Origin of the sequence: Microbacterium sp. (assembly GCF_046295495.1) — a bacterium.
GTDB lineage: Bacteria > Actinomycetota > Actinomycetes > Actinomycetales > Microbacteriaceae > Microbacterium.
Window position 1 is genome coordinate 50857 of sequence record NZ_JBKBNC010000007.1, and the last position, 21193, is coordinate 72049.

20 protein-coding genes and 1 tRNA gene are annotated in these 21193 nt (G+C 67.5%); 10 read left to right on the forward strand and 11 right to left on the reverse strand.

What is annotated here, in order from left to right; genetic code table 11:
- The gene (gene pstB, locus ACK4LS_RS04590; RefSeq protein ID WP_409713830.1) at positions 1-780 is read left to right on the forward strand and encodes a phosphate ABC transporter ATP-binding protein PstB; all 780 of its coding nucleotides are present in this window, start codon (positions 1-3) and stop codon (positions 778-780) included.
- A 54-nt stretch (positions 781-834) separates the two neighbouring features.
- Here the strand turns inward: pstB and ACK4LS_RS04595 are convergent, their stop codons facing one another.
- The 4 genes from ACK4LS_RS04595 to sigK all read right to left on the reverse strand — a co-directional run bounded on the left by ACK4LS_RS04595 (position 835) and on the right by sigK (position 4250).
- On the reverse strand, positions 835-1719 hold the full coding sequence (locus tag ACK4LS_RS04595) for an aminodeoxychorismate lyase (protein WP_409713833.1): 885 nt from the start codon (positions 1717-1719) through the stop codon (positions 835-837).
- 393 nt (positions 1720-2112) lie between these two features.
- Positions 2113-2751 (reverse strand): DNA-directed RNA polymerase subunit beta, encoded by a 639-nt coding sequence (locus ACK4LS_RS04600; protein ID WP_409713835.1) that lies wholly within the window; start codon positions 2749-2751, stop codon positions 2113-2115.
- Positions 2752-2847: 96 nt separating this feature from the next.
- Entirely contained in the window at positions 2848-3651 is an 804-nt protein-coding gene (locus ACK4LS_RS04605; RefSeq protein WP_409713838.1) for an anti-sigma factor domain-containing protein, read from the reverse strand.
- Positions 3648-4250 carry an ECF RNA polymerase sigma factor SigK gene (sigK, locus tag ACK4LS_RS04610; RefSeq protein WP_409713841.1) on the reverse strand — a complete coding sequence of 201 codons (603 nt, stop codon included), beginning with the start codon at positions 4248-4250 and terminating at the stop codon, positions 3648-3650. The genes ACK4LS_RS04605 and sigK overlap by 4 nt, the downstream gene beginning before the upstream one ends.
- 321 nt (positions 4251-4571) lie before the next feature.
- Between sigK and ACK4LS_RS04615 the strand changes: the two genes are divergently transcribed.
- The 3 genes from ACK4LS_RS04615 (at position 4572) to ACK4LS_RS04625 (ending at position 8277) form a co-directional block, all read left to right on the forward strand.
- Positions 4572-5249, forward strand: coding sequence for a fasciclin domain-containing protein (locus ACK4LS_RS04615; RefSeq protein WP_409713844.1), 678 nt, complete (start codon positions 4572-4574; stop codon positions 5247-5249).
- Positions 5250-5700: 451 nt separating this feature from the next.
- Positions 5701-5776, forward strand: a tRNA-Lys gene (locus ACK4LS_RS04620).
- A 542-nt stretch (positions 5777-6318) separates the two neighbouring features.
- Complete coding sequence (locus ACK4LS_RS04625) at positions 6319-8277, forward strand: ATP-dependent nuclease (protein ID WP_409713847.1); 1959 nt, start codon at positions 6319-6321, stop codon at positions 8275-8277.
- On the opposite strand, the gene ACK4LS_RS04630 is transcribed toward ACK4LS_RS04625, so the two are convergent.
- From ACK4LS_RS04630 to ACK4LS_RS04650, 5 genes are all read right to left on the reverse strand, one after another.
- A complete protein-coding gene (locus tag ACK4LS_RS04630) occupies positions 8274-9431 on the reverse strand; it encodes a tyrosine-type recombinase/integrase (protein ID WP_409713850.1) in 1158 nt (385 codons plus the stop codon). The genes ACK4LS_RS04625 and ACK4LS_RS04630 overlap by 4 nt on opposite strands.
- Position 9432: 1 nt before the next feature.
- The gene (locus ACK4LS_RS04635; protein ID WP_409713853.1) at positions 9433-9714 is read right to left on the reverse strand and encodes a hypothetical protein; all 282 of its coding nucleotides are present in this window, start codon (positions 9712-9714) and stop codon (positions 9433-9435) included.
- 3 nt (positions 9715-9717) lie between these two features.
- On the reverse strand, positions 9718-10473 hold the full coding sequence (locus tag ACK4LS_RS04640) for a recombinase family protein (protein ID WP_409713856.1): 756 nt from the start codon (positions 10471-10473) through the stop codon (positions 9718-9720).
- Positions 10470-10835 carry a hypothetical protein gene (locus ACK4LS_RS04645; protein ID WP_409713859.1) on the reverse strand — a complete coding sequence of 122 codons (366 nt, stop codon included), beginning with the start codon at positions 10833-10835 and terminating at the stop codon, positions 10470-10472. The genes ACK4LS_RS04640 and ACK4LS_RS04645 overlap by 4 nt, the downstream gene beginning before the upstream one ends.
- Before the next feature lie 752 nt (positions 10836-11587).
- Positions 11588-13339 carry a glycosyl hydrolase gene (locus ACK4LS_RS04650; protein WP_409713862.1) on the reverse strand — a complete coding sequence of 584 codons (1752 nt, stop codon included), beginning with the start codon at positions 13337-13339 and terminating at the stop codon, positions 11588-11590.
- A gap of 483 nt (positions 13340-13822) precedes the next feature.
- Between ACK4LS_RS04650 and ACK4LS_RS04655 the strand changes: the two genes are divergently transcribed.
- A complete protein-coding gene (locus tag ACK4LS_RS04655; protein WP_409713865.1) occupies positions 13823-14935 on the forward strand; it encodes a YihY/virulence factor BrkB family protein in 1113 nt (370 codons plus the stop codon).
- A gap of 12 nt (positions 14936-14947) precedes the next feature.
- Here the strand turns inward: ACK4LS_RS04655 and ACK4LS_RS04660 are convergent, their stop codons facing one another.
- Positions 14948-15889, reverse strand: coding sequence for a LysR family transcriptional regulator (locus ACK4LS_RS04660; RefSeq protein WP_409713868.1), 942 nt, complete (start codon positions 15887-15889; stop codon positions 14948-14950).
- Positions 15890-16011: 122 nt separating this feature from the next.
- Here ACK4LS_RS04660 and ACK4LS_RS04665 point away from each other — a divergent pair, with 122 nt between their 5' ends.
- From ACK4LS_RS04665 to ACK4LS_RS04685, 5 genes are all read left to right on the forward strand, one after another.
- Positions 16012-17004 (forward strand): putative oxygenase MesX, encoded by a 993-nt coding sequence (locus tag ACK4LS_RS04665; RefSeq protein ID WP_409713871.1) that lies wholly within the window; start codon positions 16012-16014, stop codon positions 17002-17004.
- Between the two features lie 20 nt (positions 17005-17024).
- The gene (locus tag ACK4LS_RS04670) at positions 17025-18062 is read left to right on the forward strand and encodes a methionine synthase (RefSeq protein ID WP_409713875.1); all 1038 of its coding nucleotides are present in this window, start codon (positions 17025-17027) and stop codon (positions 18060-18062) included.
- An 88-nt stretch (positions 18063-18150) separates the two neighbouring features.
- On the forward strand, positions 18151-19191 hold the full coding sequence (locus tag ACK4LS_RS04675) for an aldo/keto reductase (protein WP_409713878.1): 1041 nt from the start codon (positions 18151-18153) through the stop codon (positions 19189-19191).
- A gap of 100 nt (positions 19192-19291) precedes the next feature.
- Positions 19292-19477 (forward strand): hypothetical protein, encoded by a 186-nt coding sequence (locus tag ACK4LS_RS04680; RefSeq protein ID WP_409713881.1) that lies wholly within the window; start codon positions 19292-19294, stop codon positions 19475-19477.
- A gap of 68 nt (positions 19478-19545) precedes the next feature.
- Positions 19546-20388, forward strand: coding sequence for a hypothetical protein (locus ACK4LS_RS04685; protein ID WP_409713884.1), 843 nt, complete (start codon positions 19546-19548; stop codon positions 20386-20388).
- 13 nt (positions 20389-20401) lie between these two features.
- On the opposite strand, the gene ACK4LS_RS04690 is transcribed toward ACK4LS_RS04685, so the two are convergent.
- Entirely contained in the window at positions 20402-21100 is a 699-nt protein-coding gene (locus ACK4LS_RS04690; RefSeq protein ID WP_409713887.1) for a hypothetical protein, read from the reverse strand.
- Positions 21101-21193: the final 93 nt, after the last annotated feature.

The window sequence follows — 21193 nt, forward strand, 5'->3', positions numbered from 1 at the left end:
GTGTCCAAGAGCATCGAGGTCCAGGACCTCAACGTCTACTACAGCGACTTCCTCGCGGTCGAGGGCGTCTCGATCGACATCGAGCCCCGCTCCGTCACCGCCTTCATCGGCCCCTCGGGCTGCGGCAAGTCCACCTTCCTGCGCACGCTGAACCGCATGCACGAGGTCATCCCCGGCGGTCACGTGAAGGGCCGCGTGCTGATCGACGGCGACGACCTGTACGGTCCCGGCGTCGACCCGGTGCTGGTGCGCCGTCACGTCGGAATGGTCTTCCAGCGTCCCAACCCGTTCCCGACGATGTCGATCCGCGAGAACGTCCTGGCCGGTGCGAAGCTCAACGACAAGCGCATGTCGAAGAGCGACGCCGACGCCCTCGTCGAGAAGTCGCTTCAGGGCGCGAACCTGTGGAACGAGGTCAAGGACCGCCTCGACAAGCCCGGCGGCGGCCTGTCCGGCGGTCAGCAGCAGCGCCTGTGCATCGCGCGCGCGATCGCCGTCTCCCCCGACGTGCTGCTGATGGACGAGCCGTGCTCGGCCCTCGACCCCATCTCGACCTTCGCGATCGAGGAGCTCATCTCCGAGCTCAAGAGCGAGTACACGATCGTCATCGTCACTCACAACATGCAGCAGGCCTCGCGCGTGAGCGACAAGACGGCGTTCTTCAACATCGCCGGCACCGGCAAGCCCGGCAAGCTCATCGAGTACAACGACACCTCGACGATCTTCACCGCGCCCACCGTCCAGGCCACCGAGGACTACGTCTCGGGGCGCTTCGGATAAGCCACCCACGACGAAGACCCCGCTCCGGCGGGGTCTTCGTCGTTTCCGCCGCGATCAGTCGCGCGGCGAGAGCAGGTAGGCGTTGAACTCGTCGGTGAGGGCGCGATCGACGGCCTTGGCCTCACCGTCGACGGCGGAGACGGGCGCGGCGAGCCGCACGCTCGACAGCAGCCAGGCGGCGTCCGCCCGCGCGAGGTCGGCGAGGGGCACCGTCTCGTAGGCGGTGTCGAATCCGCGCTGCGCGAGGAAGGCGAACAGGCTGATCTGCGTCGTGCCGTGGAGGATGCCGACGCTCGGCGCCGGGGTGATGACACGGTCGCCCGTTCGGAGGACCACGGATGCCGTCGGCGCCTCGAGCACGAACCCGTCGCTCGACACGAACACGGCGTCGTCGGCCCCGCGCCGCTTCGCCTCTCGGATGGCGGCCATGTTCACCGCGTAGGAGAGCGTCTTGGCGCCGAGCTGAAGCCACGGCGCGCGGGCGGGCACGTCGAGTGCGTGGCCACGATCGAGGGTGACCACGCGGACACCCCCGGTTCGCGACCGGACGTTGTCGGGGGCGGAGGCCAGGGTGATCCACGCCGTCGGAACGGTCTGACCCTCGACTCCGCGGCTGAGGGTCAACTTCATGACGTTCTCGCCCGCCCCGGCATCGGCGGAGACCTGCGCGATCGCCGCACGCCACTGTCCGAGGTGGGGCGCGGGCAGGTCGCACAGGCGGGCCGAGTGCGCGAGTCGTTCGAGGTGCGGCCCGACCTCCTGCACGTGTCCGTCGACGACGCCGAGCGACTCGAAGATCCCGTCGCCGCGCTGCGCACTCAGATCGCCCACCCGCAGCGCCGGGGCATCCGGATCGAAGGGGTGAAGGGTGCCTGCGAAGTCCTCGCGCCGATCGTCGGATGCCACGGGGTCGATCATGAGAGCGGAGCGCCAAGCCATGGGGCGAGCCTATGCCGTCGTGCCGACACGCCCGGGCCTTGTCAACGGGGCGGCCGGAGGGAATGTGCGGGCCCGGCGCTTGTTACACTCTCATAGCCGGGCCGCAGTAACCCCGGGCTCCATCTTCTGCCGCTCTGAGCGGCCTTGCGCCGAGAGGCGTTCTGCGGTCCGGCACTTTCTTTCTCCGCACGACTCGTGTTCACACCGGGTCATCGCGGATCGGTCGGCGCACACGACGATCCCCTTCGTCGACGCCGAGACCGCGCACCCGTCCCCCGGCCCGACCCCCGTCGAGTGTTCAAGACACGCCGAACATGCGGCGTTCCTGGACACTGACGGCTCGCGTGACCCGCGCCGACCCCGGATGCCGTGCACGCGGGCCGTCGCGTGGTGTCACGTCAGGGCGTCACGGCGCCACAGCGAGGCGGACGCCGAGAGATCGTCGGCGTAGGTCGCGAGGCGCAGCGCCCGGGTGGTGAGCGCCGTGGCACGCTCCGACTCGGTGTGCTCGTAGTCATCGGCGAGATGCGTCGAGCCCGCCGCCTGTACACGGCAGAACGCGGCGGCACGGTCGAGCGCCACGGCGAAGTCCCCCTCGAAGAGCCCCCGCAGGATCGTGTCGATGAGCCGCACGAGCTCCTCGGGGCCTGCCGGAGCCGGTGCACCCGCGACGACCGCGTCGACGGTCGCGATCTCGACCCGGCCACGCTCGTAGAGCAGCGCCGCGGTCGCCGCATCGTCGTGGATCATCAACTGCAGCAGGTAGAGGCGCCAGAGCGCGCCCGGTAGCGAGCGCGCGGGTGAGCGCGACCACAGCTCGGCGATGTCGTCGATCCCGTGGTCGTCGGTGAAGGCCACGAGACGCTCCACCACGTCGACGCTCGGGTCGGCGCGCACACGCGATAGAAGGGCCTGAGCGGTGCTGTGGGCGACGCGCGACACCTCGGCGGGGTCTTCGGCCGAGAAGAGACGGTCGAACAGCTCGGCGGGACGCCTCACCGGCTTGTGGAACTCGCGGGGTGAATCGCTCATCGTTCCAGGCTAGGGCGTGGCCCTGAACGGCGGGCCGCCAGCCGGCATCCATCCGCCCGCCGTCACCCCACGCGGGCTATGGCGGACGGACGCGCGTCAGGCCGTGGCGACGGCGACGACGGGCGCGGTGCTCGGTGTGCCGTCGGGCGAACCGCCGTCGGGCTCGATCGTCACGGCGATCACATCGCCCGCGTGCATCTCACCCTCGAGCACGGCGGTCGCTTTGCCGTCGGCATCCGGTTCGAAGGTACCTGCGGCGATCGGCGTCTGATCGCGCACGAACCACAGCTCGTAGGTCTTGCCCTCGTCGAGGGCCGGCATCCCGTCGGCCACGAGTACGCTCCGGCCGGCAGACTCCGACCAGTGGGCGGTCGCCACGGTGCCGTCGGCCATGGTCGCCGAGGCCGACTGCGCGTCGGGCGCCTCCTCGATCTGCTGGAGGGCGACCACCGCGGCGGGGGGCGCGAACACCTGGCTGATGGTCACCGCGCCGAACCCGAGGACGAGCACGGCGGCGAAGGAGGCCGCGAGGGTGAACCATCGCCGCGGTCCCCACGCGGACACCGCCGTGGGAGCGGTCGAAACGGTCGTACGCTCGGGCGCGACAGGCGCGCCACCCGCGGCGGCGAAGTCCTCGTCATCCGCGGCGGCGTCGACGGGGTCGGCTGACTCCTGGGGCAGCTCGGAGATACGGGCGAACAGCGCGGCCCGCACCGAGGGCGGGGGCTCGACGGGCTCGATGGAGGCGCTGAGGGCGGCGACGGAGTCAGTCGCGTCGCGCACATGGTGGTCCCAATGCGGATTACCCGCCAAAGCCTCCTGGTACGCGCGTTCATCAGCCTCCGACAGCGCGTTCAACGCGTGCCCGACGGCGAGGTCGGCGAAATCCCTCTCGTTCACTTGTCCACCCCCATCTCCATCCTCAGACGCGACAATCCGTCGCGCATCCTGGTTTTGACCGTACCGAGCGGCGCCCCGACGAGAGTAGCGATCTCACTCTGGCTGTACCCACCGAAGTAGGCGAGCGTGAGTGCTTCTTTTTGCGCGTCGGGGAGCGTCGCCAGTGCATCGACGACGCGCCGCCCTTCCATTTTCATCTCGACTTTTTCCGAGACGTCGTCATAGGCGACGTCCATATCCCGGAAGCCCGCACGTACGTCGCGATCAGTGCTCGACTGCGATGACCGCACGCGGTCCACCGCTCGTCGGTGCGCGATCGTGAGGACCCACGATCTTCCTTGACCTTTGTTCGGAGTGAAACGCGAGGCGGATTGCCAGATCTCGAGAAAGACCTCCTGCAGGACTTCCTCGCTCTGCGCCCGGTCGACCAGCACACGGAGGATCAGACCGAAGGCGCGGGCGGACAGGGTGTCGTACACCTCGGCGAAGGCGGCTCGGTCGCCGCCGGCTACGCGTTGGAGAAGCACACCGACGTGGTCGACCTGTCCGCCCCCATCATCGGGAAGGTCGAATCCGTCGATCACCATGGCATCCATCATTCCCTACGCCCGCCAGGTCCCCTCGCACGTGCGCGCGCGTCGCGAATCGTCTAGTGAACGCAGCTCGCCCGGCCGCCAGGGGCGCCCTCATCACTGCGCGGCACTGGATCCAGAAATATTCTGGAGAATATTTAATTTGCTCTGGCCTGGTCTTTTCACGTCCAGCGACGTCACTTTCCGGGCCGATTACTCATAATCCGCAATCCGATCCCGCGGGGGTCCCGAAGACCCTGTGTAAGCCGCTCCACGGCGAACCGCCCCTCGCACCGGGGTGTCCCTGACGGGTCGCAGACGCGATCCGAACGATTTCGGAGGAATGTCATGCTCACCAACAAGAAGCCTGTCGTCGCCGGTCTCGCCCTCGTTCTGGGCTCGGCCTTCGCTCTCACCGCATGTTCGGGTGGTACCACCTCGGGCGGCACCACGACCGACGAGTCCTCGTCGATGCCCTCGATGTCGGCCTCGCCGTCGGCCTCCACCTCCTCGGGCACCATGGACCCCGCCTCCAACCTCGTCGGCCCCGGCTGCGCCGACTACGCCGCAGCCGTCCCGTCGGGTGCCGGTTCGGTCGAGGGCATGGCCGCTGACCCGGTCGCCGTCGCCGCCTCGAACAACCCGCTGCTCACCACGCTGACCGCTGCCGTCAGCGGCCAGCTGAACCCCAACGTGAACCTGGTCGACACCCTCAACGGTGGCGAGTTCACGGTCTTCGCTCCGGTCGACGAGGCGTTCGCCAAGATCGACGCCGCCACGATCGAGTCGCTCAAGACCGACACCGACACGCTGACCAAGATCCTCACGTACCACGTGGTCCCCGGCCAGATCGCGCCCGACGAGATCGAGGGCACGCACGCCACCGTCGAGGGCCAGGACGTCACCGTCGCCGGCTCGGGTGACTCCATCACGGTCAACGAGACGAGCAACGTGATCTGCGGTGGCGTTCAGACCGCCAACGCGACCGTGTACCTCATCGACTCGGTGCTGATGCCCCCCATGTAAGACCTCGGAGCGTGAGCGATCACGCTTCCGACCGATCGACGACCGATCGGACCTGACGGCGAGCGCCGGACCCCAGGCGAGGGGGTCCGGCGCTCGCTTTCGTCGTTCCCGAAGCCGGCGGAGTCGGCGACGCGGACGGCCCGTTCTCATCCCGCGGGCAACTTGGAGGCTGCGACCACGGGACCGCGGGAGTGCCCGCCGGGTCATCCCGTTCCACTCTGCAGCCCGGCCTGCCGGATGCCCGGCATCAGCGGCACTCCTCCGACCGACCCCGCCGCGGCGGGCGCGACCGTGCCGCTCGTCACCGACATCGTCGCGCATCGGCAGCCCGCTCCCCCGCCGTCGACAGTTGCCGGTCATCGGCCTCGTGCGCGGTACTGCCCGTTCGTTGTTGCGGCGCACACGCGGCGGTGAGCGGACGCTCCGTCGATCCCGGTAGGCTGGGACGCGAGGGCCTGTAGCTCAGTTGGCAGAGCATCGGACTTTTAATCCGCGGGTCGAGGGTTCGAGCCCCTCCGGGCCCACCAGTCAGGCACCGGGATCGCGCGACCACCGTTGCGACCCGCAAAAGGAAATCCCGGCGACATCCCGGCCCAGCAGTTGACAGCAAGCTTGCGCACGTGCCATCTTTGGCGTGTTGACGCCCCACGAACGGGCGCTGGAGGTCCAGGAACCCCAACACGTTGATGAGCGACAGGAGTCGCTCCGTCATGCCGTTGGAGGAGTGATGGGCCGTTCAGAAAAATCTCGCACAATTTCGGAGACCGAGGCGTCTCTGCGCGCGTCAGAGGCCGGTTGGGGAGTGACCGTTCGGTTCGCCCTCATCACGCTCCTGCGTAACAAGTGGGTGACAATATCAGGCGCGGGCACCCTCACACTGCTCAGTGCTGCGCAAGCTCTCCTTCCATGAGGCCCGGAAGACTCGGTATCGCAGCTGACCGGTGGGGTGCGTCTGCCGTTCATCCGGCCCGCACGCAACCGACCGTTCTGAGCCTGTCACGGGCGAAACCGCGAGCAATGTCGGCGCTCCCCACTACCCTGTGATCCACGACATGCGTGAGGGGACGTCATGAGACTGAAGGCCGTAACGGTTCAGAAATTCCGCAATTTCGTCGAGCCGCAGAGGATCGAGGTGGAAGATGACGTAACCGTTCTCGTCGGAAAGAACGAGTCGGGTAAGACGACCGTGCTACGTGCTCTCCACCGGCTGAAGCCCGCAAACGGCGACCAGAAGAAGTTCGATTTGGTCACGGAGTACCCCCGCTGGCGACTTTCTCGCGATCGTCGAGAAGGGAATCTGGAGAAGGTCCGCCCGGTTGTGGCGGAATTCGTAGCGGACCTGGCGGACGCGAACGCCCTGGAAGGGAAGCTTCCCGGCCCTCTCCTGCCCACAACTGTCGTTCTCGCTGCCCGCGACTACGCAAACTCATATTTTGTCTGGATGAAGACTCCGCCTGCGGACGTCGTCGCTGAAGCTGGGGCCTCGGCTGGCGTCGACTCATCCGATCTAGAAGATCTCGTCGCCACAAACGACTTGGATGCGGCGATTGACCTCGCGAAGGAACGCGGCAAGGAACTGAAGGAAGCCGCTCCGCCTCGGTCGAAGGCTCTTCTTGCCTTCCCGAAGGCTGCCGAGCTCCACCGATTCCTGATCTCCGGGTCGCTGGAAGATGACGAGCGCAACGCGCTGGCTGGCCGTATCCCCAGTTTCTTTTACTTCTCCAACTACAGCGTTCTACCTGGCGAGGCCGATCTGACCGCACTGGCGCAGAAGGTTCAGGAGGATGAAGCACTCGATGAAGACGAGCAGACGGTCGTCTCGCTGCTCGCGCACGCGGGAGTGGAACCGACCGACTTCCTGGACGACAACTACGACAGCCGTAAGGCCGAACTTCAGGCGGCGAGTAGCGACCTGAGTCGCGAAGTCTTCCAGTATTGGAAGGCGAATACCGACCTCGATGTTGTCTTCGACGACGACAATGTCTCCGTTCAAGACGCCTATGGCACGGTGACCCAGCATCGAATCTTGAAGATCGAGCTGAGGGACGCGCGTCACGGGAACGTCGAGACGAACTTCTCGACGCGATCAACTGGCTTCCAATGGTTCTTCTCGTTCTTCGCGGCCTTCAGCGAGTACTTGCACCGAACCCGCCCAGTCGTGGTGCTGCTTGACGAGCCCGGGACGAGTCTGCACGGTGAAGCGCAGAAGGATTTCGTCAATTACATCTTCAACGAGCTGGGGGCATCGAAGCAGACCATCTACACCACACACTCTCAGTTCATGATCGATCCGAGCACGTACGAGAAACTGAGGGCGGTCCACGATAAGGCGACCCGGCAAGACCAGGAGGCCGGGGTTGCCGTCACGCACGTGAACCTTTCCTCGGATCGTGACACGGTACTCCCGGTGGAGTCCGCCTTGGGTTATTCCATTAGCCAACACCTATTCTTGGGCTCTGGGAAGCATCTGCTCGTGGAGGGAAGTAGCGACTTCGTCTACCTGATGCGCATGAGCGCCTATATGGAAACGAAGAAAAAGACTCCGCTCGACCCCAACATTGCACTCATCCCTGTCGGCGGCATCACAAATATGCCGGCATTCGTCGCTCTCATGGGGCGGAGGTTGCAAGTGTCAGTTCTCGTTGATGGCCCCCGGAGCTCCTCGGTACTCGATCGAGTTCGGAAGGCAGCGGCACAGAACGGCCTGCCCGAAAGGAGAATTGTCGCAGTTTCCGAGGTGGACACATCACTCCCAGCGACAGCGGACGTGGAGGACCTCTTTGCGCCCGCCGATTATCTCAAACTGTACAACTGGGCTTTCCGCGATTCCGTCCAGCCCGAGGACCTCCCCGAGACCCCCGTACCCATCATCAAGAAGCTGCAAGATTATAAAGGCGGGGAATTTGACCACGCTCTTCCCGCGCATGCTCTGACCGATCACCAGAGCGAGTTCTTTTCAAACTTGGAGCCGTCGACAATCGCAAACTTTGTGGCTCTCTTCAAGCTTTTGAATAAGTCGGCTTCCTAGCCGGCTGCGAATCGCTCGAACTGGGCCATGTGCTGTGAGTAGTCAGTGGGGTACAGGTGTGAGTAGATCGTGTCGGTCGTGACGACGCTCGCGTGACCGAGCCAGCGACTTACCTGGTACGACGGGAAGCCCGCCGCAAGCCAGAGAGAAGCGGCGGTGTGGCGCAGATCGTGCACGCGGATCGCCGGTAGCTGCGCTCGAACCAGGGCGGGCTTGAAGTAGTTGCGGCGGAACGTCGCGACGTCCCAGACGCGGTCGTAGTCCACTCGGTGCGAGCCCGGCGTCCGTCCCGGCCAGAACAGCGCGTCCCCGTCGCCCGAGCGCGGGTGCTGCATAGTCAACGCCTTCAGATCGGCCAACAGCTTCCGGTCCAGGATGGGCACGTCGCGGGACGAGCGCCGAGACTTGGGCGTTCCAAGTACCCATTCGCCTGTCTCGTTCTCTATGCGCTTGATCCACTGCGCGGTCTGCCGAACTGAGATGTGGCCCGCGTTCAGGTCGATATCGCGAACGCGCAAACCCGCTACCTCACCAGCCCGGAGGCCGGTGTACGCCATGAACCGCACCAACACGTCGTACGGCTTGAAGGTCGCTAGCTCGGCGGCGGCGGCTTCGACCTGCGCCACGGTCAACACAGAGAGTTCGCCGTCGTTTACGTTCTGCGACTTAGGCAGGTCGATGCCGTCACATGGGTTGAAGGCGATGCGCCGATCCCAGAGCGCGTGCTTCATCACCTTGCGTAGCGCGACGTAGCAGTGGTGAACCGTCGCGGGTGCCAGCCCCTCTGCCGCGAGCTCGTTAATCCACGTCTGCACCTCTGCGCGCGTCACGGTCGAGATACGCCGTGACCCGAACTTCGGCAAGACCCGTCCCGCATACAGGCGCTCGTTGCCGTGAAATGTTCTCGGCTTCAGACGTGGGCGAGACGCCTCCAGGGACACAAGGACCATCTGCGCGACGGTGGTTGTGTCCTTCACGAGGGAACGCGTCGTGTCCCCCAGGTCTCTTGCGGCTTCCACCTTCACCGCGAACCGCTCTGCCTCCCGCTTTACGGAGAAGGTGCGCTGCAACTTCTTGTCGCCGTCACGCCACAGCACCTCGTACGCGACACCGTTGGGCGCCTTCTTCCTGGCAACCTCGCGGATGTGTGCCATGTCAGTACTCGCCTTTCCGTGCGCGTTCGATGAGGTGGTTCTTGTCGTATCTGCCCATGAGCCAGGGCTGTTCGTGGTCGGCCTGCCAGATGTACCGGGCGCGAATTAGCCATCCGAAGCTACTCATGTGGCTCTCGACGACGCGGGCGGGGTGGTCTGGGCCTTCGAGAACGACATCGCCCGCGCGCACGCTCCGAACCGGGACGGCGTCGGTCTCGGGGCGCAGGTTGTAGGCGGTCCCGAGGGTCTTGTGTCGGGGCAGGGGTCGCCCGGCGCGTCCCACGGGTCAGCCCTCCGAGCCGGCCACGGCCAGCGCGGGCTCCGGCGTGGGGTCTCGGGCGATCTGCACGGAGGGAACGGGCGGGCGCGACAGAATGCGAGACACAACAGGGCTCGTCCATCGCCCTCCGCGCTTCGTCGGGTAGCCCTCGTGGGAGAGCGCCGCCGCGATGAAGGCGCAGGTCTGGCCCGCGGCCCGCAGGTTCCGCATGAGGGTGAGGGCGTCTTGCTCGGCGGGGATGGGGCGGAGCATCCCGGATTGCGCGCGATAGCCGTACGGGGCGGGGCCGACAGCCCTCCCGCCGTGGGCGGCTTTGGCTCGGCGCCCGTCGCGCATGCGTTTGACGACCATCCCGCGGTCTAGCTGCGCAAACACCCCTGCCATCTGCCGCATCGCCGTTCGCATAGGGTCGTCGGGGTCGTCTCTCATGACCTCTCCGACATCGACCGAATGGACGGCGCGGTGGTGCTTCCAGACTTGCGCGAGGACGGCCTCCTGCACCGTCAGCGAGCGGGCGAGTCGGTCCAGGCGAGCCACCAGCAGCGCGTCTGCGTCGCCGTGGCGAAGGCGAGCCAGAGCCGACATGAGCCCGTCGCGGTCGGTGGCCTCCAACGTCCCGGACACGCCCTCGTCTCGGAAGGTGGCGGCGACCTGGAGGCCGTTGGCTTTCGCGTAGGCGCGGCAGGCTTGCTCCTGCACGTCCAACCCGAACCCGTCGAGCTGGCCCAGCGTGGACACGCGAAGGTAGACGACGGCGTTCATGCGGCTTCCGTCTGCTTCGCTTCGGCGGCGGCGAGGATGGCCCGAGCCCGCTCGATCTGGGCGGCGTCGCGTGCGGCCTTCTTCGCGGCACGTTCGGCGGCCCCGGCCTCGCGCTCGGCACGGCGGGCGGCGCGAGCTACGGCGTCCTGGGCGTTGCGGGCCTTCGCCTCCGCAAGGCGGGCCTGGTTGCCGTCGGACTTCTGGAACTTCCCGCGAAGCGCGCTCGCCAGCGCGACGGACTGCGGGTCCACGTCGTAGCCGGTCTGCGCCTTCAGCCACGCGACGTAATCCCGCATGGTCGGGGTCAGCGGCTTGGTCGCGTACTCGGCGAGGGCGGGTGCCTGGGTGGTCTTGGTGGCCATGTCCTTCTCCTTGGTTTCTCGGGGTCGCCGCCGATTCCGTAGAACTGGCGGCGGGTAACGAGAGGGAAGCGAACCCTGAGATGCGGCAAATCACATCCATTCCGCTCCGACTACTCCATTCCGAGGATCCGATTTGCTGGCCCGAGGAAGGCCGGCCCGGCCGTGTTCGATGACCACGTGCTGCGGGTGTTCCCGCGCCGACGCCCCGAACCGGGGCTGGCTGACCGAGATCATCGAGCACCGCACCACCACAGCGGGCAAGCTCTAATGCTGTGCGCTAAGGAGCGTTCTCGAACGGGATCGTCGGCCAGGCAAGCAGCCACCACATGACAGCGAAGCTTGCCGTTGACGCGCTCCGCGACGCCGTTGTCAGGCGTGGCAAGGTCGCCGGATGCCTCCTGCATGCCGATCGCGGCGACCAAGTTTGCAGTCCGGCCATAACCCCCGAACTACGCCGGCACGACAAGGTCGGAGCAATGGGTGAAGTTGGCGCCGCCAGAGACAGGGCGACTGTGGAGATCTTCTGGTCGCTGCTTCTAACGAACGTCCCTAACCAGCACGATGAGCATCCGGCAGGACCTGCGCCTTGTGATCGTCGTCTGGATCGAACGGGAGTATCACCGCCAACGACTTCAGGACACCCTCCGCGGCTTGACACCGATCAATTTCAAAGCGGACCTGACCAAACCGCTCACACTCGCGGCCCAATCCAGAACTGTCACCAGTTCGTTCCTCACGCCCCCGAACTGCGGCTACCGATCACCGGCGCCGCGCGACGAGCGCCGCACCACCCGGATGACCGCGTAGAGGATCGCCGCGGCGACGATGACGGCTCCGAGAAGCACGAGAGCCTTCACCGCATCGGCCGGCTGCACGCTCCGTCCCGCATCGGGGGCGGCCGACGCGGTCGCGTCGCGTTGCACCGGCGCAGGTTGCGCGGTCGGGAGCGGCGAGTCGCTCGACTCCACGAACAGCGGTGAGGACGAGATCCTCTGGTCGATCCCCCGCGCACCGTCGCTCGTGGAGGCGACGCGATCGCCGTCGACGTTCACGACGGAGGTGTACTTCTTCCCCGACGTCGGGATCGTCACGGGCACCGTCGCGGAATCCAGCGAGCGGAACGTGTCCGTTCGCCACACCACCTGGCGGATGTTCCCTTCTCCATCGCCGAAGACGTACGACACGACGTTCGAGGCCAGCTCGTCGGTACGCACGTAGTGATATCCGTCGAGCTCCGTGCGCATCACGTAGAAGGCGATGGCCGATCGCTTCGGCTGATACCCCGCGACGTTCGGGGTCGCGTCTTGGAAGAGACCGAAGTTGTACTCCGTCGCGGTGGATCCGGAATCGATCGCCTGGTACCAGTTCACGCGGGCGACCTGCGGGCTCGCCTGCGGAGCGATGAAGCTGTAGACCAGTTGGTCCGCTTGCTCAGCCTCCGTCCTGACCTTCGCGGGGTTGCCGGACGATTCGTCGGAGATCGACCAGCCGACCTCGCTCAGGTAGAGCGGCTTGCCGACCCCGTCGTTGCCCCTCTTGATCAGCGTCATGACCTCGGCGGCCACTTCGTCGAGTCGGGAGGGCGTCAGGTTGTACGGGTGGTACGAGAAGGCATCGCCGTAGGCCGCCCCGCCGCCCGAGAAGAAGTCGCGCCACCAGTTCAGGCTCACATTCGCGACACCGCCCGCGATGACGGTGACATCCGGATGCCGCGCCTTGACGAACGGGTACACCGTCTTGGCGATGTCCAGGTAACAGGCCGCCGTGGCGCCGCACGCGCTGTCATTCGTCCCATTGAACTCGTTGAACATCTCCACCAACCGCACCTGAGGATGCTCGGTGAGGAACGCGTCGATGTATTCCGCGTACGCCTGGATCGCGGCGGGTGAGGAGGGGAGCTTTCCGTCGTCGTAGAGGGGGTTCCCACTCCCCGCCGTCCACAGGAGGTCCATTCCATATTTGGCGTCATCGTCGAGGACGCGCGCAACGGAGGGCGGCGTGACGTAGGCGCCCGGCGACTGCTCGTACTCGCTCCAATAGACGGAATCACGTCGCGACGAGAAGCCCAGATCCTTGAGCATCGGGATGATCCGGTGCATGTCGACCCGATAGATCCCGCCCTGGTGCGCGCTGAGCGTCTGGACGCTGTAGTACGTGTCGTCCGAGGGCGCCGGCCCCGTCACCCCGAACGCCGCGGTGACCTCGTCATCGGATGCCGAGGAGAACGAGAACGTGTAATAGCCGGTCGGGATCGCTCGGCCGATGGCGATCTTGGCCGTGCGGCCGCGCGATTTCTCGGACCCCGTCGCCACGGTGTCGCCGTCGGCATCCTTCACGGTCCAGGAGACGCTCCCGGTCGCCCCCGAGACCGTGAACGCGACCGCCCCCGGATCCGGAAAGAGCAGGACGGGGTTCTGCAGGACCAGGCGCGATGCGGCCTCCGCGCGGTGGGGAGGAGACGCCACGAGGAGAATGACGACGACGGCGAGGATCGACGTGCACATCCGCGTGAGTCGTCGGGTTCTCGTCCGTCGCATCTTCGTGCTCAGCTCGCTTCTGCAGGGGAGACCCGCGATGAGGGTCGGGGAGGTGCGGGAACGGGACGACGAGCGCCGGTGACGACGGCGGCCCCGCCGCCTGGATGCCCAGACGGTTGCCGACCGACGCCCGTGCTCGACGAAATCCACGCTAGCAACGGGCGCCGTGAAAGCGCCGACACCGCCCCTCCGCGACAGCCCACTCGTGGCGGCTCGAGTGGAGCACGGGCGACCTGACTCCTCCCCGTGCACAGGTGCGTCGACGACGCAACCCGTTCGGCGATCCGGCCTCAGCCGTATTACACCGAGGTGACGACCCGCCCGGTCGTCGGCGAGCGCGAACGGTTTCGGCCGCACCGCGCGCTCACCCGCGAGACAAGATCCCCCCACCGAGAACCGAACCAGCGCACCGGGACGACGAGCGTGTCCACCCGGTGACGCGGAGGCACCATGGCACGGCAGAAGACCACGCACGACGCGACCGACAACGCACCCGCCCCGGAGGCGGACGGCAAACCCGACTCCCCGACCCAGCTCGAGAAACGGTCGTGGGGGTACGTCCTGAAGAAGACCGTGAGGGAGTTCTCCGCCGACCAGTGCACGGACGCCGCCGCGGGCCTGGTCTACTACTCCGTGCTCGCCCTCTTCCCGGCTCTCATCGCCATCTTCTCGGTCCTCGGCGTGATCGGTCAGGGGGATGCCGCCGCCTCGGCGGTCCTCGACATCATCCGTCAGGTCGCGCCCGACGCCGCCGGGACCCTGGAGGGTCCCATCCAGCAGATCGCATCCGCCCCCGGCGCCGGACTGGCGCTCGTGCTCGGCATCCTGCTGGCCCTGTGGTCGGCATCCGGGTACGTCGGCGCCTTCAGCAGGGCCATGAACCGCATCTACGAGATCCGGGAGGGGCGTCCGTTCTGGAAGCTGCGCCCCATGCAGCTGATCGTCACCGTCATCGCGGTGGTCTCCCTCGCGCTCGTCGCCCTGGGACTGGTCATCTCCGGCGATGTCACCACTGCGATCGGCGATGCCCTGGGCCTCGGTCAGGGCGTGCAGATCGCGTGGGACATCGCCAAGTGGCCGGTCATGCTCGTGGTCATCGTGTTCCTGGTCGCCGTGCTGTATTACGCGACACCCAACGCCAAGCAGCCGAAGTTCCGGTGGATCAGCATCGGTGCCGTGATCGCCATCGTCGTCCTCGCGGTCGCCACGGCGGGCTTCGGCTTCTACATCGCGACCTTCTCGAACTACGACCGCACCTACGGCTCACTGGCGGGCGTCATCGTCTTCCTCCTGTGGCTGTGGATCGCGAACCTCGCCCTGCTCTTCGGTGCGGAGTTCGACGCCGAATTGGAGCGCGGGCGCGAGCTGCAGGCCGGCATCGCCGCCGAACGCGACCTGCAACTCCCCGCGCGCGATACGCGCAAGAGCGACAAGCAGGAACGCAAGGAACAGGCCGACGTCGACGAGGGCCGTCGCATCCGCACCGGCGGAACCGAGAGCCCCGCCGCCGAGGCGCCGTCCGCCGGCCGTCGCCGCCGGTGGTGGGGCGGCAAGGGCCGCTGAGCGGCCGGCCACTCAGTCGAGCAACGCCACCCCGAACCCCCTCACCACGTCGCGCACCTCACCGAGGTACCGCTTCGCCTGCTCCGTGAGGGGGATCGCGGTGCGACCGATCCAGCCGATCTCGATGCGTTCCTTGACGTCCAGGGGCACCGCGACGATCTCGGGGTCGAGGTCGTCGCTGATGATGCCGGTCGAGATCGTGTACCCGTCGAGGCCGATCATGAGGTTGAAGATCGTCGCGCGGTCGGAGACCCGGATCTCCTGCTTGCTCGAGAGGGTGGAGAGGATCTCCTCGGCGAAGTAGAACGAGTTGTTCGCGCCTTGGTCGAAGGTGAGGCGCGGAAGGTCGACCAGGTCGTCGAGCGTCGCGCGGGAGCGGGATGCCAGCGGGCTCCGCCGCGACACGAAGATGTGCGGGTCTGCCACGAAGAGCGGGTGAAATGCCAGGCCCGATTCCCGCAGCAGCTTGTCGAGCACGTTGCGGTTGAAGTCGTTGCGGAACAGGATGCCGAGCTCGCTGCGCAAGGTGCGGACGTCCTCGATGATGTCGAAGGTGCGGGTCTCACGGAGCGAGAATTCGTACTCGGCCGCGGGTGTGCTCTTGACCATCCGCACGAACGCGTCGACCGCGAACGAGTAGTGCTGGGTCGACACGCCGAGCAGCCGCCGCGACGGCGGTCGGCCCAGGTAGCGCTGTTCGAGCAGTTCCGCCTGCTCCACGACCTGCCGCGCGTATCCCAGGAATTCGACGCCGTCGGTGGTGAGCGTGACACCTCGCGCAGAGCGCGTGAGCAGATCGCGGCCCACCCGCCCCTCCAGGTCTTTCATCGCGGCCGACATGGTCGGCTGCGCGACGAACAGGAGGTCGGCCGCCGCGCTGATCGACCCCTCGGCCGCCACCTCGATGAAGTACTGGAGGTGCTGCAGAGTGATGCCGCTCGCTCGTCGAGACATAGTCTGATTCTATACTCGCGCATAGTCGACGCGGATTACCCGATGACTCGGCGTTGTCGACACCATGGAGACACCGACCACCCGGGGCCGATCCGGCCCCCACCCTCCTGGATGGGCACCCCATGGCGAGCGACATCACGTTCAGCATCCGCACGACCCGTTTCGACGAGGACTACGCTCCCGCCGAGAACTCGCGCATCACGACCAACTTCGCCAACCTCGCGCGCGGCGAGAACCGTCGACAGAACCTCCGCAACGCCCTGTCGATGATCGGCCGTCGCTTCAACGACCTCGTCTCGTCCGACGATCCGCGCGGTGACCGTTATCGCGTCGAACTCGACATCGTCTCCGTGCAGCTGCAGTTCGCCGACGGCGCCGACGACGAGGAGTTCCCGGTGATCGAGGTGCTCGACGTGCACATCGTCGACCAGCTCACCGGCGAGCGCCACCGCGGCATCGTCGGCAACAACTTCTCCTCGTACCTCCGCGACTACGACTTCAGCGTGGTGCTGCCCGCCGCCAACGCCGCGGGCACCGGGTTCACGGTCCCCGACGACTTCGGCGACCTGCACGGAAAGCTCTTCCAGCACTTCCTCGAATCATCCGCGTACGGGGAGCATTTCCCGCAGTCGCCGGTGATCTGCATCAGCGTCTCGACGAGCCGCACCTACCGCCGCACGGGCACCATCCACCCGGTCCTGGGCGTGGAGTATGCGCAGGACGCCTTCTCCCTCACCGACGAGTACTTCGGCAAGATGGGCCTGCAGGTGCGCTACTTCATGCCGCGCGGCAGCGTTGCGCCCCTGGCCTTCTACTTCCGCGGCGACCTGCTGGCCGATTACGGCGACCTGCAGTTGGCCGGCACGATCAGCACGATGGAGACGTTCCAGAAGATCTATCGCCCGGAGATCTACAACGCGAACACCCCCGCGGGCGACGTGTACCGCCCCACCCTGGAGCAGGCCGACTTCTCGCCGACCGACATCACCTACGACCGCGCCGAGCGCAGCCAGCTCGCGGTCACCCAGGGCCGCTACGCGGAAGAGCACTTCGTGAAGCCCCACCGGCGCGTGCTCGACGAGTGGGCCGCCCGCTACCCCGTTCCCGTCCGATGACCCGCGAAGGATCCGCCGCCGTGCCCACCCTCCTGCCCACCTCGATCGTCGGGAGCCTCCCGAAGCCCGCGTGGCTCGCCAAGCCCGAGGTGCTGTGGTCGCCGTGGGAGCTCGAGGGCGACACCCTCGTCGAGGGCCAGCACGACGCCCTGCGAGCCGCGGTGCAGGAACAGCGCCGCCGCGGCATCGACATCGTCAGCGACGGGGAGCAGACGCGACAGCACTTCGTGACGACCTTCATCGAGCACCTCGACGGCGTCGACTTCGAGAACCGCGAGACCGTCCGCATCCGCGACCGTTACGACGCGAGCGTCCCGACCGTGGTCGGTGAGGTCAGCAGGCGCAAGCCGGTGTTCGTCGAGGATGCCGCGTTCCTGCGCGCGCAGACCGATCAGCCGATCAAGTGGGCTCTCCCCGGGCCCATGACGATGATCGACACGCTCGCCGATCGTCATTACCGCAGCCGCGAGAAGCTCGCGTGGGAGTTCGCGACGATCCTCAACCAGGAGGCCCGCGAGCTCGAAGCGGCGGGCGTCGACGTCATCCAGTTCGACGAGCCCGCGTTCAACGTGTTCTTCGACGAGGTGAAGGAATGGGGCATCGCAACGTTGGAGCGCGCCGCCGAGGGGCTGCGTGCCGAGACGGCCGTGCACATCTGTTACGGCTACGGCATCAAGGCGAACACCGACTGGAAGGCGACGCTCGGCTCCGAGTGGAGGCAGTACGAGGAGTCGTTCCCGCTCCTGCAGGCCTCGAGCATCGACATCGTCTCGCTCGAGAGCCACCGCTCGCGCGTGCCCATCGAGATCATCGAACTCATCCGCGGCAAGAAGGTGATGCTGGGGGCGATCGACGTGGCGAGCACCGACGTCGAGACCCCTGAGGAGGTCGCCGAGACGTTGCGCCGCGCCCTGAACCACGTGGATGCCGACAAGCTCATCCCGAGCTCCAACTGCGGCATGGCCCCCCTCCCCCGCGCCGTGGCGTTCGACAAGCTCAGCGCTCTCTCCGCGGGGGCGGCGATCGTGCGCGAGGAGCTGGCGCGCCCGGCCTCCTGACCTGACGTGTCCGCCCACGGGGCGGCACGAGAGACGGGAGGACCATCCGTGGCAGAGTCGGGGGGACGCTTCCGTTCAGAGGAGAACAATGCCCATCGCCGCCGATGACCCCCGTCTGACCTCCCCCTTCGAGGCCGCCTCGACCCGCTACGACGACGTGCCGTTCCTGCGCGCCGGCGCCAGCGGCATCCCTCTCCCCCGCATCTCGCTCGGCCTGTGGCAGAACTTCGGTAGCGGTCGGCCGCTCGACACCCAGCGCGAGATCCTGCATCACGCGGTGGACCGGGGCATCGTGCACATCGACCTCGCGAACAACTACGGCCCCCCGTACGGCGCGGCGGAGTCGACCTTCGGCACCGTGCTCGACAGCGACCTGCGCCGATACCGGGACGAGCTCTTCCTCTCCACGAAGGCCGGCTATGACATGTGGCCCGGGCCGTACGGCGACGGCGGATCGCGCAAGTACCTCGTGCGCTCGCTCGAGCAGAGCCTCGCCCGCATGCGCACCGACTACGTCGACGTGTTCTACTCCCACCGCGTAGACCACGAGACGCCGATCGAGGAGACCGTGCACGCCCTGGCCGACATCGTGCGAAGCGGCAAGGCGCTGTACGTCGGCATCTCGAACTATCCCGCCGATCTCACCCGTCGCGCCCACGAGCTGCTCGCCGCCGAGGGTGTGCGCCTGTTCATCCACCAGCCGCGCTATTCGCTGTTCGACCGCACCCCCGAGGCCGAGCTCTTCCCGGCTCTTCGCGACCTCGCCGTCGGCAGCGCGGTGTTCTCGCCGCTCGCGCAGGGTCTGCTCACCGCGAAGTACCTCGACGGCACCGTCCCGGCGGACTCGCGCGCGGCCGACAGCCGCTTCCTCGACGCCTCGGCGTTGACGGACGACTACCTCGAGCGCATCCGCGGTATCGACGGCGTCGCGCGCGCGGCCGGGCTGTCGATCCCGCAGCTCGCCGTGGCCTGGGTGCTGCGCGATCCCGTCGTGACGACGGCGATCATCGGCGCCTCGCGCACGAGCCAGATCGACGACGCGGTCACCGCCAGTACGACGACGCTGACGGATGACGTGGTCGCCGCCCTCGAGCCGTTCGCCGCCGCGGTGGGTGAGCGGATCGCCTGAGCCCCCGAGCTGCACACGTCGGCCCGGGGCGCAACCGCCCTGCCTTTCCCAGCGGCGTGCTCTTGGGTGAGATCTCGTCACCTCGACAGAAGGAGCCCCCATGGGAGTCGCACGTTGGATCGGAACCGGAGCGGTGGGCCTGGCGGGAGCCGTGCTCGCCCGAACCGCGATCGGACGCGCGGTCGCCGCGGGCACCGTCGCCTACCGCGTGTGGACCGACCCGAAGGTGCAGCGCGTGCGCCGCAAGGTCGTCTCGAAGCTCGCCAAGCAGCGCCGCGCGCGCTGACCCGCCGTTCCCCTCGCGTTCACGCTGCGCTCGTATCGTGACGCAACGACGCGGGGAGAGGGAACGGGATGCCGACGACGCGGCGCGGGTGGATCGGGATCGCCGTCGTGGTCATCGCGGTGGTACTGACGGGCGGGGCGGCAGTCGTGCTGTTCTCGTTGATGGTCGATGAGACGCACTTCGCGCGACCCGACGCGGGATTCGATGAGCTCGGCAAGCGGGTCGCCGCCGTCGACGGCGTGCGCGAGGTCCAGAAGGAGCGCTGGGTGGAGGCGCCCCTGTTCTCGCATCCGTCGTCGATGATCTCGGTCACCGCCGACGCCGGGTCACTGGCCGAGGTGGTGCGGGTGGCGTGCACGCAGGACTACCGGGATGCGGTGTGGTGGGTCTTCGACCTGGAGACGACGTCGGGTGCGCGCGTCTCGCTCTCGTCCTCTGGGGAGGCGCAGGGGTGTCCGGCGTTCGGATTCGACCCGGAGCCCGTCGTGTCGGAGTTGGATCGGGCCGCGCCCGGCCTCCCCGTACAGGCGGCGGTCTGGGAGACGGGTCGCTTCGCACTCTCCTCGCTCGACGCGACGGGCATGAGCGATCTGATCGCCCTCGTCTCGCGCGCCGAGGCGGTCCGCACCGCCGCGGGTCTTCCCGCGGACATGCCCATCGAGGTGGCCGGGTCGATGCTGGCCGTGGAGATCGAGACGGGCGAGAGTACGACCTACGCGGAGCTGCTCACCCGCCTTTCGAATGACCTCGGCGCGACCGGCTTCTTCGCGGGCGGCGGCGGGACCCCCGCCGACGGCGTCGAGCGGGTGCAGATCACCGCTCCGAAGCGGTACCACGCGGCGATCGAGGCCGCGATCGCGTCGTCGCGTCTGCCCATCGCCGACCTACCGGTGCGGTTCCTGTCGGAGTGACGCTCGGCCCGGCTCAACGGCCGGGCAGCACGCCCAGCACCAGGCAGGCGACACCGGCGACCGCCAAGACGACCGCGTACACCGGGCGGTGATCCAGGCCGCTGACGTGCGTGTAGAGACCGTTGACGCGTGCGGCCGTGCGGGGGAACCGCGACCAGGCGGTCGCCAGGAGCACGAACGGCGCGGCGAGCGCCCCCAGAAACACCGCGTACGCGAGCCAGCGCAATGCGGGGTGATCGCTGACCCCGTCGGCGACCCGGCCGGTCATGTACATGATCGGCAGCGTGGTGAAGCCGATGATCGAGCAGCTGACGCCGAGCACGTAGGAGCTCCAGCCGTGTGCGCGCGCCGCGGGAGCGCGCCGGTGCGGCGGGCGGACGGGCCGACGCAGTCGCCACATCGCCACGAGGGCACCGCCGATCAGGAACACGGCACCGGCGACGAGGTCGACCCGACGATCGAGCACGGCATCCGTGGTGCGTCTCTCCGCGGCGCTGACGAACTCGGTGGGGTCGACGCTCTGCAGCACGAGATAGAGGATCGTGGCACCGGTGGCCAGTCCCGCGACCATCCACCCGACGCGGGCCGCGACGCGCGTGTTCTGCGCGAGGGCGTCGGCCGTGGCCGCGTAGAGGGCCGGGTTCAGCCCGAGCGTCACGCCGAGGCCGACCATCGTCGTCAAGGCGGCCGACCAGCGGGCGAGATCGTCCACGGCGGTGGGCTCCTTCCCCGGCGGCGCCCCTGACACCGCTCCGGCGGGGGTGCTCACATCGTACGAGGCGGGCGGGCGCCGTCGCCAGACGTC

Bases quoted from the DNA above. Each gene is read 5' to 3' on its own strand.
- ACK4LS_RS04630 (WP_409713850.1), bottom strand. From the start codon at position 9,431: ATGGCACACATCCGCGAGGTTGCCAGGAAGAAGGCGCCCAACGGTGTC.
- ACK4LS_RS04665 (WP_409713871.1), top strand. From the start codon at position 16,012: ATGGCGAGCGACATCACGTTCAGCATCCGCACGACCCGTTTCGACGAG.
- ACK4LS_RS04660 (WP_409713868.1), bottom strand. From the start codon at position 15,889: ATGTCTCGACGAGCGAGCGGCATCACTCTGCAGCACCTCCAGTACTTC.
- ACK4LS_RS04650 (WP_409713862.1), bottom strand. From the start codon at position 13,339: ATGTGCACGTCGATCCTCGCCGTCGTCGTCATTCTCCTCGTGGCGTCT.
- ACK4LS_RS04655 (WP_409713865.1), top strand. From the start codon at position 13,823: ATGGCACGGCAGAAGACCACGCACGACGCGACCGACAACGCACCCGCC.
- ACK4LS_RS04640 (WP_409713856.1), bottom strand. From the start codon at position 10,473: ATGAACGCCGTCGTCTACCTTCGCGTGTCCACGCTGGGCCAGCTCGAC.
- ACK4LS_RS04675 (WP_409713878.1), top strand. From the start codon at position 18,151: ATGCCCATCGCCGCCGATGACCCCCGTCTGACCTCCCCCTTCGAGGCC.
- sigK (WP_409713841.1), bottom strand. From the start codon at position 4,250: ATGATGGATGCCATGGTGATCGACGGATTCGACCTTCCCGATGATGGG.
- ACK4LS_RS04625 (WP_409713847.1), top strand. From the start codon at position 6,319: ATGAGACTGAAGGCCGTAACGGTTCAGAAATTCCGCAATTTCGTCGAG.
- ACK4LS_RS04595 (WP_409713833.1), bottom strand. From the start codon at position 1,719: ATGGCTTGGCGCTCCGCTCTCATGATCGACCCCGTGGCATCCGACGAT.
- ACK4LS_RS04680 (WP_409713881.1), top strand. From the start codon at position 19,292: ATGGGAGTCGCACGTTGGATCGGAACCGGAGCGGTGGGCCTGGCGGGA.
- ACK4LS_RS04600 (WP_409713835.1), bottom strand. From the start codon at position 2,751: ATGAGCGATTCACCCCGCGAGTTCCACAAGCCGGTGAGGCGTCCCGCC.
- ACK4LS_RS04645 (WP_409713859.1), bottom strand. From the start codon at position 10,835: ATGGCCACCAAGACCACCCAGGCACCCGCCCTCGCCGAGTACGCGACC.
- ACK4LS_RS04685 (WP_409713884.1), top strand. From the start codon at position 19,546: ATGCCGACGACGCGGCGCGGGTGGATCGGGATCGCCGTCGTGGTCATC.
- ACK4LS_RS04615 (WP_409713844.1), top strand. From the start codon at position 4,572: ATGCTCACCAACAAGAAGCCTGTCGTCGCCGGTCTCGCCCTCGTTCTG.